This window comes from Paenibacillus sp. FSL E2-0201 (assembly GCF_037963325.1).
GTDB lineage: Bacteria > Bacillota > Bacilli > Paenibacillales > Paenibacillaceae > Paenibacillus_AQ.
Map to the genome: position 1 here is coordinate 5,472,082 of NZ_CP150154.1, position 12,956 is coordinate 5,485,037.

The window sequence follows — 12,956 nt, forward strand, 5'->3', positions numbered from 1 at the left end:
AAGCTGAACTATTCATACGAATTCGTTCAACTTACATAGTATTTTGTGATTTAACTTTTAAATTAGCGTCCGGCCATATGCTGCTGAATCTCGGACAGAGATAACTTCGATGTTTCCGAGACAATATAGTCCGCTTTTGACAGAATCTTAGCATCACCAACCCCTACAGCAAACATCCCCGCACTTTTTATCGCCTGAACTCCAGCCTCTGCATCCTCTACTCCAACACAATAACGGGGGTCAACCCCCAGCTCCTCCGCTGCCTTCAGAAAAATATCCGGAGCCGGTTTTCCATGAGCCACACTCTCCGGAGCCGCAATCACATGAAAATATGAATCTACCTTCAACTGCCGTAGCAGTGTGCCGGCATTACGGCTGGCCGAAGCCAACCCGATCGGTATTCCGGCATACTCGAGATCATGGAACAAATCCAGGATGCCTGGCAATATTTCAGATTTATCCACAGTCTGAATCAATTGCTTATAATTGTTGTTCTTCCGATCAGCCCATTCCTTTTTTTGTTCCAAAGTGAAGGTTGCACCGCCATCCGGTAGTTGACTCAGTATTTTTTCCAAGGAAGCCATGCGGTCGATCCCCTTGAGCTGCTCATTAACTTCCAGGTCAAAGGGAATACCCAGCTCATCTGCCAGCTGTTTCCACGCTTCATAATGATATTTCGCCGTATCGGTTATTACTCCGTCCAGATCAAAAATAAAGGCTTGAATCTCCTGATGTTCTTTATTCACTTCGCTCAGCCTCCTTCATGTCTGTAACGATACGATCCTTCAACACGTATTCCCGGCCATGAATGAGCAAGGTAAGCTCACCAAATCCTGAAGTTAGGCGCTCCACTTCCAGCTTGCTACGGGTAACCGTCACCTGCAGACGCTCACCCTGCCAGGCAAGTGGGAAAGACAAGCGCTCCCAGGCCTGTGGAAGTTTTGAGTTCAGGCGAAGAGAGCCCTCCCAGGAACGAACCCCGCCAAAACCCATGATCGCTGTCTTCCAAATGCCGCCAATCGAAGCAGAATGAATACCTTCATCGCAGCTATGCATGTTCGTACCTAAATCAATGCGGGCTGCCTTGGCAAACATATCGTAAGCCAATTCCAGTTCATTGACATCGCTAGCCAGCATACTGTGCGTGGATAAGCTGAGCGAAGAGTCATGCAACGTTTTCGGCTCATAATAATGCCAATTCGCCGCTTTAGTCTCTTTAGAGAACCAGTCCTCCAGTAAGTAAAACAAAACGAGAATGTCCGCCTGCTTCGAAACCTGTATTTCACTGAGCTGGGTCATGCTGTAGTCGGCAAGAATGGAAGCCACCTGCTCCTGATCACGGTACTTCTTCAGATCAATAATTTGCTTGTTCAAATAAGTATCGTCCTGCGGAATGATGAACGAATGCATATCCGGCTGCGGCAGATAGATCTGCTTGGATTTATCCTCCCATTCCTTCAATCGCTCGGTTAGAGCCAACTTACTTTCCAAAGTCAAATAAACATCGCTTTGCGCTTGCATAAGCTTGCGGGAGCATTCAATTGCTTTTGTCATATTCCAGTAGGCCATATAGTTGGTGAATGCATTGTTAGAGACATGTTCCTTATATTCGTCCGGACCAATCACATCACAGATATGATACTTCTGTTCCTTATCGCTCCACTCTAGCCGGCTTGCCCAGAAGGTCGCTGTTTCGAATATAATCTCATATCCGTACCGGTCCATATATTCCTGATCACCGGTAGCCTGATAATAATGCCACACGCCATATGCCACGTCCGCTGTAATATGCTGTTCGATTTTGCCTGTCCAAATAAAGGTTGGCTTTCCGGTAACGATATCTACAGGGCCCCACTCTGGCGTCTCTTCCTCGCCGGTTGCTGCGGATTCCCAAGGGTACATCGCGCCGCGATAACCATTGTCACGCGCTTTTGTTCTCGCACCGTTCAAGGTGTGGTAACGATATTCCACCAGCTTGCGGGCTGTTTGCGGGTTCATATACAAAAAGTATGGCAGAATAAAAATTTCTGTGTCCCAGAATACATGTCCCTTGTATCCCTCTCCTGTCAGTCCCTTGGCTCCTACAGAGAAACGACTGTCATGGGCAGGTGTCATCAGAAGCAAATGATACTGTGCAAACCGGATAGCCAACTGATCAAAGGAGTCGCTGCTCTTGATCTCAATGTTCGTTTTAGCCCATACACTTTTCCAAGCCTGCTCGTTTTCATTGAATAGTACATCAAAGCCTTTTTCTGCCTTCTTGCTGAGATATTCCCGGGCGGTATCCTGCAAAGCTTGATGCGCGGCCCCCCGATCTCTCCACTCCTTATCATAACTCGTATGCACCGAAGCCACTTTATCCAGCGTAATGCACTTGCCTACTTCCGCTTTAAGCTTGTAAGTCAGTGAAACTCTTCTGCGATCCATGCTCGGAGCTGGCGCAGTTGTAAGACGTACGCCCCCCTCATACATCTGATGGACACACGTATGTACAAATTCAATATTCGACTCCGATGTCGTTGCGGTAAGCTGGAGCACCTCTTTATCAAACACCCTCCGCTCACCTTCTATAAAATGCTGTGCGCCCGAATTTGTCATCTGCCCGTTGATACCGGAACGAATTGTAATTTCCGCGGATTTCGTCAGCGGGGTGATTTCCACCCGCATACCCATTAGATGCCGGTCCTGTAGCGATACGAACCGCAAGAAAGTCATCTTAAACTGATCGCCGTTCTCGTCCTCCCAGAGGATGTCACGCCGGAGCTCTCCTTGCCGTAAATCCAGCTCCCGACGGTAGCTGTGAATTTTCCCTTTTTCTAAATGAAATGGTTTACCGTTCAGACGGATATCGAGCTGCACCATATCTGCGGCATTCGGAAGCTCAGTAACCTCCTGATTGGCAAAGCGGTTAAACGCTCCTGCAACAAACAAGTTGCGGCGTTCACCCGGATAGGACTCCTCTGTAGCAGCTCTTAGACCAAGATATCCGTTACCCTGACAAAAAATTGTTTCAAACTTCCCTAAAAATCTAGCATCAAACTCTGTTTCCGCAATCACCCATCCGTCATCGAGCGCATTCAATCCTGTATATTCAATCACTTTACATCCTCCTGTCTGAACGTATTCTGTATTAACCTTTCAGTCCTGTAGTCGCAATGCCTTGCACCATATGGCGCTGGAACATCAAAAAGACGATAATGATTGGCAGGGTCAAGAGTACAACACCAGTCATCGTGAGGTTTGGCCATTCAAAATAACGATTCTTAAGTGTGTTTAGACCAACAGTCATTACATACCAACGACTGTCATTCACCAAGGTCACCGGCCATACGAAAGAGTTCCACGTGCCAGTAAAACTGAATATAATCTGTGTACCAATTGCACCTTTAGATAGCGGAAGCATGATTCGGTAGAAAATCCCGATCTTGCTCAATCCGTCAACCTCTGCCGCTTCCTCAAGCTCCTTCGGCACGGTCAAAAAGAATTGACGCATCAGAAAGACAAGGAAGCCCTGAAATAGAAATGGAATAATGAGACCCTGATAGCTGTTAAGCCATTTCAAATCAACGATCATGGAGAAAATCGGAATAATCATCACTTGGTAAGGCACCATCATCATCCCGATCACCAGGAAAAACACTACGCCTCTGCCCCGATAATTAATACGAGCCAAGGAATAGGCAGCCGTCGTGTTGACAAATAAGTTACCAATCAAAATTCCGAACGTTACAATGATCGAGTTCTTATACCAAATCAAAATATCGGACGTTTCGAAAATGTCCCTGTAGTTTTCAAATGTCCACTGGCTTGGCAGCACAAGATGGCCGATGTCTGCTTTAGACAAAAGCGAAGTATAGATGGCGTAACCAAACGGTACGATGAAGAAAATAGAAAATGCGAACAGTAGAAAATAGCGTAATATTTGAGTTCTCCGGCTATGCATCATCTATATCTCCTCCTTAAGAAAGCGTTTTTGAAGCATGGAGAGTGCAATAATAAGGGCAAAAATAATAAATGCAGCTGCGCTACCGTAACCGGAACGGTTGAAGCTGAATGCCTGGCTGTAGAAATAAGTAACGATCGTGCTCGTTGCGCCGGCCGGACTTCCGAGCGAACCGTTTCTCGCCAAGGCATAAGGCTGGTCGAACAGCTGCATAACGTTAATAATTCCGGACATTATGACAAGGAAGGTCACTGGTTTCAACATAGGAACCGTAAGCTTCCAGAACTGCTGCCATCCGTTCGCTCCATCCACCCGACCCGCTTCATAAATATCGTTTGGAATGGTTTGTAATCCCCCCAAATACACTACCATGTAGAATCCCACATACGTCCAAACGGTTAGAATCATCAAAAATGGGAGTGCATACTTGACGTTGGCGTACCAGGAAACGTCCGGGAAACCAAACCATGTCAGCAACTGGGTTGCAATCCCGTCATTCTGCATGAACAAATACATAAATACAGTTGTCACTGCAATGGTTGAGGTGATATATGGCATGTAATACAGTGTGCGGAACACACCTTTAAGGCGCATCACCTTGTTCAAGTTAACTGCAATCACCAAGGCGATAATCGCTTGCAGCGGTACCGCTACTACTGTCAACAATAAGGAATGGCTCAAGGCCGTCCAGAATTCCTTATCCTGGACAATCTCCACATAGTTTCCGAATCCGATAAATTTCGCTGCATCCGGATTTAAGAAGCTGATGTCCTGGAAGCTGTAGATTAAAGATTGCAGCAGTGGGTAATAGAACCAGATCCCCATCAGAATCAAGATGGGGGCGACAAACAAGTAGCCTACGAACGTTGATGAACTTCCCAGTCCGGTCAGTCTTGCCCCGAATCCGCGCTTTGGATTGGGCGATATGCGCTTAGTTTCTAAATTTGGCGTCATGGTGTTACTCCTTCCACTTACGAACCCCTTGTTCGTATGTTTTTAGTAACTCCATCATATAAATTGCCCGATTCTACTGGAATAGAGGATATTTACAAGACTCCGAGGATTTTTACATTGTGCATTTATGACATAAGGCAGGCTGCCAACGACCGGACGCAAAAAAAGCGAGCCCCATGAACGGAGACTCGCTACTTTTTTGCTTCTTTAACGTTTAGACAGGAGGACGCTTTATTTCTCAATCAGTTTAAAATCATCGAAATGGAATTCTGGAGAAACAATACAGGATACTAGCGTCGGCTCTTTGCCTAACGTGCGAGCTGCCTGCCATACGCCTGCTGGAACGACAACCTGTGGCTGTTGACCTGCAGCAATATCGAGACCCAGAATAACCTCCTGCACATCCTCAGGCTTATCTCCACTACCTCCGAGACTAAGCACTATAGGACTACCGGAATGCCATAACCAGACTTCATCGGACAATACAGTATGCCAGTCAGATTGTTCGCCCTCGTGAAGCAGAAAATAAATTGAAGAGGCCGAATGACGCGATCCGGAGTAGCTATCGCCGAGCACTTCTTGCGATATTTCAAATTCGGAGTTCCAAAGTCTTTTGTACCAACCGCCCTCAACGTGAGGCTGTAGTCCGAGCAGTTCAACTAGCGGTGAGATTTCTTTTTGTGTCACGGTAGCTTCTCTCCTTCAAAGTTTGCATAAGCAACAATAGCTTCGTATGCATAAGGTTGTTTTTGCTTTTTACTTTAACGGAAGAAGCCCGAATTGTAAAATCTATTTACTGTCCTTACTCGCTTTGAATACTTCAGCAATCGCGCCAAGACTTCCCAGCGTTTCAACAGCACTTGTTGGCAAGAACACTTTATTCGCAGGACCTTTGGCGATTTCAGCCAGAGCCTCGAAGGAGCGATAAGCGAGCACCTGCTCATCCAGACCTGCTGAGCGAATCAGCTCAATGCGTGATTTTTCCGCTTCAGCCACCGCTTGAATCGCTTTCGCTTCACCATGAGCTTCCAGCTCCTGAGCTTGCCGTGAACCCTCTGCTTGACGGATTCGTGCTTCCTTGTCGCCTTCCGCTTTCAGAATCTTGCTCTGCTTATCCCCTTCAGCACGCAGGATCATATCCTGCTTGGCAGCTTCCGCTTCCAAAACAATCGCCCGTTTGCTCCGCTCTGCTTTCATTTGCTTATCCATCGCTTCTTGAATATCCAGCGGTGGCTTAATATCGATAACTTCCACACGCTCGATCCGTACGCCCCACTTCTCAGTAGCCTCATCAAGCGCCAAGCGAATATCAGTCGAGATTTTTTCACGCCCTGACAGCGTTTCATCCAATTCAAGCTTACCGATAATTTGCCGCATCGTTGCCGTCGAGATGTTTCTTACCCCATATACATAATCGGAAATTCCATAAGTTGCTTCCTCTGGTCCGACGACCTGATAGAAAATAATCGTGTCGATCTGCACCTGCACGTTATCCTTTGTGATTACCGTTTGCGGAGGTACGTTCGCTTGTTGAATCCGCAGGTCATGGTACGTACGCACCTGATCAATTACGGGAATCAGAATGTTCAGACCCGGTGTCAGCAGTCGATTGAATTTACCCAGACGTTCCACTACGCCTACCCGCTGTTGTGGTACGATTTTGACCGTTAATGCCACAAACACTACGACTACCACCAGAATAATTGTAATTATTGCCCATTCCATTAGTTCATGTCCCCCCATCGTTCTACCTCAATAATCGTCGTGCCTCTCTTCACTACTCTTACCACTTCATCCTTACCCAGTGACTCGTCAGAGCTCGCGCTCCACGTATCTCCGCCTACCTTCACTTGCCCGTAGCGCCCCTGCTCAATCGGCTCAATGACGACACCTTGCCTGCCGACGATTTCCGTACCTGTATCCTTGAATCCACGAGAACTACGAAATTTAGAAACCAGTGGTTTCGAGAATAAGGTCAAACCAAGCGCGACCAGTGAGCCGACCACCACCTGAAGCAAAATAGAATCGGGAACGAATAACGACACCACGCCTCCAGCCAACGCACCAATACTAAGCCATAGCAGATAAAAAGTAAGCGTCATCATCTCTACAACAAACAGGACACCGGCTGCGATCAACCAAAACACAACCATCGGTGAACCCACCACCTTCCGTATGATACTACTATAACGAAAAGAAACAGCGATGCGTTGCGTAATTCCGTAAAATAATTGCAGGCATGTATATAATTTATATTCATTACATCTGAGGTTATGTGTTCTGCATGAGTTTCCTGAAAAAGAGGACAGGCACCTTTTCTATCAAAGTTCCCCTCATTAAGCACCCAATAATTATAAAAATGTCCCCCTACATTACCGAATTTTATCCCTAGCTTAATCGCTCTCTATGCTTGAAAATAAGAAATGCCTCCACCCATATATATGAAATTAATCCTAATAATTCAACTCCCAACCAACTCTTCTACCCATCTTACCCTCTACCAGCATTGTTATATCTACAAGTTTATCAGAAAAGGAATTCTTAGAACAGCAATTTAGAAAGCGCTTACTTGTTGTGTGATGCTTCATGAGGACGCTATTTTTTTGCTGCTAAATCTATGAATTGGATGTCGGTAGAATGAGAGATACGCACAGGTGAAGGTACAGGTCCATTTTAAACTGCGGGAGGTGAACATCGGGATTTCTTGCCGAAAAGATTTCGAACTACACATTAAACCTCGGAGGTAGAAAATCAATGATATTCATGAAAAAAAGTTCACGCAAAACCTTTGCGATCGCGATGATCGCCGCGCTTGTTCTGACCCTTTTTTCAGCCCTAGGTAGTAGTGCTAAAACGGCCAACGCTGCAGAGGATTATAAACTGGTTGGTTATTACGCTTCTTGGGCCGCTTATGGGCGGGCTTACAATGTATCCGATATTGATCCTACCAAAATGAATGTCATTAACTACGCCTTCGCAGATATTTGTTGGAATGGCATTCACGGCAACCCCGACCCAACTGGCCCAAATCCAGTAACCTGGAGCTGTCAAAATGAACAAGCACAGCCCATTAACGTTCCGAACGGTACAATTGTGCTCGGTGACCCGTGGATTGATACCGGTAAGAGCTTTGGGGATGACAAATGGGATGACCCCATCAAAGGTAACCTGAAGCAGCTGTGGAAGCTAAAAGAAAAGAACCCGAACCTGAAGACGTTGATCTCCGTCGGAGGCTGGACCTGGTCGAACAGATTCTCTGATGTGGCGGCTACGGCTGCAACCCGTGAGGTTTTTGCCAACTCAGCGGTAGACTTCATTCGTAAATATAAAATGGACGGTGTCGATCTCGACTGGGAGTACCCAGTTAGCGGTGGGCTCGCAGGCAACAGCTACCGTCCCGAAGACAAGGAGAACTATGTCCTTCTTCTGCAAAAAATCCGCGAGAAGCTAAATGCTGCCGGTCAGACCGACGGCAAAACCTACCTACTGACCATTGCTTCCGGTGCAGGCCCGACATACGTGAATAACAATAATCTTGCAGGTATTGCTTCCATTGTCGATTGGATCAATATTATGACCTATGACTTCAACGGAAGCTGGAATAAGACTACAGGTCACAATGCTCCATTGTACTATGATCCTGCCGCTTCTGCGTCAGGCCTAACCGAACCGCAAAACTTCAACATCGACAAAGCGGTAACCAGCTATTTAGCTAATGGCGTACCCGCGAACAAGTTAGTGCTTGGCATGGGATTCTATGGCCGTGGTTGGGGCGGCGCTCCTGCAGCAGGAAATGGCCAATATCAATTGTCTGCAGGCATTTCGTCCACGGGTACATGGGAGAAAGGCAGTTATGATTTCTACGACCTCGAAGCTAATTATATTAACAAAAACGGCTATACCCGTTATTGGAATGATGTTTCTAAAGTGCCCTATCTCTATAATCCAACGAACCAAACCTATATCAGTTATGACGACGTAGAATCCTTTGGCCATAAAATCAGTTATCTCAAATCAAAAGGCCTAGCAGGCGCCATGTTCTGGGAGACAAGCGGTGACAGGAACAAAACACTGACCAACAAACTAAACGCCGATCTTGGCGGCGGAGTAGTGCAACCGACTCCGACTCCATCGGCTACTCCAACCACTACACCAACGCCAACACCTACGGCTACTCCAACCACCACATCGACACCGACGGTAACCCCAACGCCGACGGCTACTCCGGGTCAATGTGCAGCGGCATGGAACCAGACAGCTGTATATACTGGCGGTCAGCAAGTTTCTTACAATGGTTCAGTCTATGAAGCTAAATGGTGGACTCAAGGCGATCGTCCCGACCTTAGCGGTGCTACCGGAGTCTGGAAATTCATCAACGTATGCGGGACAGCAACTCCGGCTCCGACGGCAACAGTGGCACCAACCGCAACTCCCACACCAACGACCACTGTAACACCGACAGCAGCTCCAACACCAACTGCCACTGTAACACCGACAGCAACTCCGGCACCAACCGCAACTGTAGCACCGACCCCTGGGAGTTCTAGCTGGATTGCAGGAATCGCTTACAAAACGGGTGATATCGTTAGCTACAACGCCAAAACGTATACTTGCCTCCAGCCCCATACTTCACTTCAAGGCTGGGAACCGGCGACCACACCCGCACTCTGGAAGCTGAATTAAGACTCATTATTAACGCGAAAGGATCACCGTTTCTATCTACTCTCGCAGTCATATTATCCCTTTTGGAGGAATGTTAAATGAATATAAGTACACGTAATAGGCGAAGTAAATCTGCACGCTACATTGCGGCCTTAATGAGCGCCATCATTCTGCTTCCGCTATATACAAGTGCGGGTGGATCGTCGCAAGTAGCCTTAGCAGCAGGGACAACGCCTACTGCTCCCGCTCCCGCTGCAGATCATCCGCGTAAAATTGTTGCTTACTTCCCGGAGTGGGGAGATCAGGAGAATAAAGGATTTTATACTGTCGACAAAATACCCTGGGACAAAATCACTCACATTAACTATGCGTTCGCCAAGGTAAACGCTCAAACGAACAAGATTGATCTGATGGACCGTACAGCAGCTATCGAAAAAGATTATCCCGGCCAACTAACGAATTTACCGTATAAAGGACATTTTAATCAACTCGTAAAGTATAAGCAGTTATATCCCGATGTCCGCACCCTGATTTCGGTTGGTGGTTGGTCGGGTTCTGGTGGTTTTTATAACATGGCCAATTCGGAAGCTGGCCGCGAGACGTTTGCAAATAGTGTCGTAGATTTTCTACGAACCTACCAGTTCAACGGTGTAGACATTGATTGGGAGTACCCATCCGGTACCGGCCAATCAGGTAACCCGAATGACTTCGGTGTGGCTGAGCCACTGCGCACAGTGAATTACAACAACTATGTTCTCCTCATGAAAAAGCTTCGTGAAAAGCTGGATCAGGCAGGCGCACAGGACAATCAAAAATATGACCTAACTGTCGCCGCAACCGCCTCCTCCTGGATTCTAGGCGGGATGAAGCTCGGGGAAGCTAACCAGTATTTGGACTGGGCGAATCTTATGACCTATGATTTCCACGGAGCGTGGAATGGATATGTAGGGCCGCATTCCGCCTTGTATCCAGATTCTCGCGATACCGAAACAGCTGCACTAGGCACTCCGGTTCTGAATACCGACTGGGCCGTTCGATACTATTTGGGTACGCTTCCTCCGGAAAAAATCGTCATCGGAGTTCCTTACTACTCACGTGGTTGGAAGAATGTGAATGGAGGCATCAACAACACCGGTCTTTACGGTACAGCTCCTACAACCGGAGGCGGAGCAGACGGCATTTACGGAATCTGGAACGATCCTGCACCAGAGCAGCCTGCTGGCGCAAATCCTATCTGGCATGTGCTGAACCTGCTCAAAGATCCAGCGAACAAACGTTATTTCGATCCCGTTACCAAAACTCCATACTTGTTCAACGCAGATAAGAAGGTCTTTCTTACTTATGAAGATAAGGAGTCACTCGGCTACAAACTGGATTATATCAAGCAAAAAGGATTGGGAGGGATGATGTTCTGGGAGTTGACAGGCGATTACTCTGAAAAGAGTGATGGCACTTATACGTATGGCAACTCGTTGACCGATTTTGCCTATGACCAGCTTAAGACAGCCTCTCTGCCAGGTGGAACTCCGAAGCCACAACTACCTGCACCTACGAACTTCAGTCTTAGCTTTAGTGGCGCTTACGATCATCCGAATTATACCTACTCCCTGAAAATAACGAATAACACAGGTACAGATATCGCTGGTGGTTGGAAGCTTGAATTCGATCTACCGACAACCACCACCCTGACTTCTGCATGGGGAGCTGGTACTGTAGAGCAAATCTCTACGGCTTGGGACTTTAACCGTTACCGGATTACCGGGACGGCTTCCCAAACGATTGCAAACGGAGCCACGCTGGAAGTTCCGGGTATGATGAAGCTGAACTTCTCGGGCGGGCCGCAACGCATTACGCTGAACGGAAGCTCGTCCCAGCAGGAGTACGAGAAGTTGTATGGAGGCATCACGCCAACTCCTACACCGACAGCAACACCAACAGCTACCCCAACCGCGACACCGACTGCAACAGCAACACCAACACCGCTGCCTACTGCAACGCCAACGCCGACAGCTACCGTGACTCCTACTCCAACACCGACTGCAACCGTGACTCCAACACCTACACCGGGACAATGTTCGGCAGCGACGTGGAGTGCGACAACCGTGTACACTGGCGGACAGCGCGTTTCCTACAACGGTTCACTTTATGAAGCCAAGTGGTGGACGCAAGGAGATCGTCCAGATCTGAGCGGCGCTAATGGTGTCTGGAAATTCATCAGCGCATGCGAAACCGCAACATCTACACCTGCGGTAACTGTAGCTCCAACAGTGACGCCGACTTTGGCACCTACGGTGGCACCAACATCAACTGTTGTACCAACATCTACAGCTACCGTTGTACCGACGTCAACTCCGTTGCCTACCATTACACCTACTTCGGGAGGCTCTATTTGGGTAACTGGGGTAGCCTACAAAGTAGGCGACGTCGTCACCTATAACGGAAAAACATATTCATGCTTGCAGCCTCACACTTCCCTTCAAGGGTGGGAACCAGGTTCCACGCCTGCTCTTTGGAAGCTGTTATAATCCAGCCAATAAAAGGCTCTACATTAATATTCCCGAGTAATTTTACAACCTCTGAGTCTAGTGCTAATAGCGACTTTGGAGTCCGTTAAATTCTGAAATCATAAATGAAGCCACCTTTAAGATCAGCTGTGTCCGGTAATGGTCACGAACACGCAAAAAAACAGGGTGTCCAGCAGCCAATGGCTTTTGGACACCCTATTTTGTATAAAAATACTCTATTACTCAGCTAGTTCGCCTTCAGCTGCCAGCTTCTTCTCCAGCTTCGCTGTCAGCATTCGCAATGCAGCACCTCGATGGCTGATCTGCTGCTTCTCTTCCAGCGTAAGCTCGGCCATAGTTTTTTCATGCTCCGAGAGATAGAAGAGTGGGTCATAACCAAATCCGCCAGCACCGGAAGGTTCTGAGGTAATCCAGCCCTCCACCGCGCCTTCTGCGGTTAGCTCCTGTTTAGAAACCGGATCATACAGTGACAAAGTGCAGACAAACCTTGCTGTGCTCAGCAAAGGCTGGTCGGTGTCTTCCCCCTGCTTCAATCGCTCCAGCTCGCTAAGCAACTTCAGATTATTATCTCCATCCGTAGCATTTTCCCCTGCATAACGCGCAGAGTACACACCCGGTTGGCCATCCAAAGCGTCTACACAAAGACCCGAATCATCAGCGAGGACCGGGATTCCAAGGGCATCACCTACAGCTTTGGATTTTTTAAAGGCGTTCTCGGCAAAAGTGGCTCCGTCTTCTACCACATCAGGCAGATCCGGATAATCGTACATACTTTTCACTGTCAGCCCCAGCGGAGCAAAAGCATGCTCGAATTCGCGCACTTTCCCCTTATTCTTCGTCGCAACAATGAGAATGCCGCCGTCAGACCTCAT

Annotated in this window: 10 protein-coding genes; 2 read left to right on the plus strand and 8 right to left on the minus strand. The window is 47.7% G+C overall.

Translation table 11 applies throughout. The features are described from left to right. Window positions 1-62: 62 nt before the first annotated feature. The 7 genes from pgmB to NSU15_RS24690 all read right to left on the minus strand — a co-directional run bounded on the left by pgmB (window position 63) and on the right by NSU15_RS24690 (window position 7,050). Complete coding sequence (pgmB, locus tag NSU15_RS24660) at window positions 63-746, minus strand: beta-phosphoglucomutase (protein ID WP_339287883.1); 684 nt, start codon at window positions 744-746, stop codon at window positions 63-65. Continuing rightward, complete coding sequence (locus NSU15_RS24665) at window positions 739-3,099, minus strand: glycosyl hydrolase family 65 protein (protein WP_339287884.1); 2,361 nt, start codon at window positions 3,097-3,099, stop codon at window positions 739-741. Before NSU15_RS24665 ends, pgmB begins: the two co-directional genes overlap by 8 nt. A 31-nt stretch (window positions 3,100-3,130) precedes the next feature. Next, window positions 3,131-3,946, minus strand: a complete 816-nt coding sequence (locus tag NSU15_RS24670) for a carbohydrate ABC transporter permease (RefSeq protein ID WP_042130701.1) — start codon at window positions 3,944-3,946, stop codon at window positions 3,131-3,133. After that, the gene (locus NSU15_RS24675) at window positions 3,947-4,897 is read right to left on the minus strand and encodes a sugar ABC transporter permease (RefSeq protein ID WP_339287885.1); all 951 of its coding nucleotides are present in this window, start codon (window positions 4,895-4,897) and stop codon (window positions 3,947-3,949) included. A 231-nt stretch (window positions 4,898-5,128) separates the two neighbouring features. Further along, window positions 5,129-5,584: a cupin domain-containing protein gene (locus tag NSU15_RS24680; RefSeq protein ID WP_042130702.1), complete on the minus strand. Its 456-nt coding sequence runs from the start codon at window positions 5,582-5,584 to the stop codon at window positions 5,129-5,131. A 102-nt stretch (window positions 5,585-5,686) separates the two neighbouring features. Continuing rightward, entirely contained in the window at window positions 5,687-6,622 is a 936-nt protein-coding gene (locus NSU15_RS24685) for an SPFH domain-containing protein (protein ID WP_042130704.1), read from the minus strand. After that, window positions 6,622-7,050: an NfeD family protein gene (locus NSU15_RS24690; RefSeq protein WP_042130705.1), complete on the minus strand. Its 429-nt coding sequence runs from the start codon at window positions 7,048-7,050 to the stop codon at window positions 6,622-6,624. Before NSU15_RS24690 ends, NSU15_RS24685 begins: the two co-directional genes overlap by 1 nt. Before the next feature lie 610 nt (window positions 7,051-7,660). Between NSU15_RS24690 and NSU15_RS24695 the strand changes: the two genes are divergently transcribed. Next, entirely contained in the window at window positions 7,661-9,580 is a 1,920-nt protein-coding gene (locus NSU15_RS24695) for a glycosyl hydrolase family 18 protein (RefSeq protein ID WP_339287887.1), read from the plus strand. Window positions 9,581-9,657: 77 nt separating this feature from the next. Further along, entirely contained in the window at window positions 9,658-12,084 is a 2,427-nt protein-coding gene (locus tag NSU15_RS24700; protein WP_052414715.1) for a glycosyl hydrolase family 18 protein, read from the plus strand. Window positions 12,085-12,302: 218 nt separating this feature from the next. Here the strand turns inward: NSU15_RS24700 and NSU15_RS24705 are convergent, their stop codons facing one another. Further along, window positions 12,303-12,956, minus strand: coding sequence for an XTP/dITP diphosphatase (locus NSU15_RS24705; RefSeq protein WP_339287889.1), 654 nt, complete (start codon window positions 12,954-12,956; stop codon window positions 12,303-12,305).

What these genes read in the sequence shown, in the direction of transcription:
- NSU15_RS24690 (WP_042130705.1), bottom strand. Translation starts at nt 7,050, where the DNA reads ATGGTTGTGTTTTGGTTGATCGCAGCCGGTGTCCTGTTTGTTGTAGAG.
- NSU15_RS24700 (WP_052414715.1), top strand. Translation starts at nt 9,658, where the DNA reads ATGAATATAAGTACACGTAATAGGCGAAGTAAATCTGCACGCTACATT.
- NSU15_RS24695 (WP_339287887.1), top strand. Translation starts at nt 7,661, where the DNA reads ATGAAAAAAAGTTCACGCAAAACCTTTGCGATCGCGATGATCGCCGCG.
- NSU15_RS24685 (WP_042130704.1), bottom strand. Translation starts at nt 6,622, where the DNA reads ATGGAATGGGCAATAATTACAATTATTCTGGTGGTAGTCGTAGTGTTT.
- NSU15_RS24675 (WP_339287885.1), bottom strand. Translation starts at nt 4,897, where the DNA reads ATGACGCCAAATTTAGAAACTAAGCGCATATCGCCCAATCCAAAGCGC.
- NSU15_RS24705 (WP_339287889.1), bottom strand. Translation starts at nt 12,956, where the DNA reads ATGAGGTCTGACGGCGGCATTCTCATTGTTGCGACGAAGAATAAGGGG.
- NSU15_RS24670 (WP_042130701.1), bottom strand. Translation starts at nt 3,946, where the DNA reads ATGATGCATAGCCGGAGAACTCAAATATTACGCTATTTTCTACTGTTC.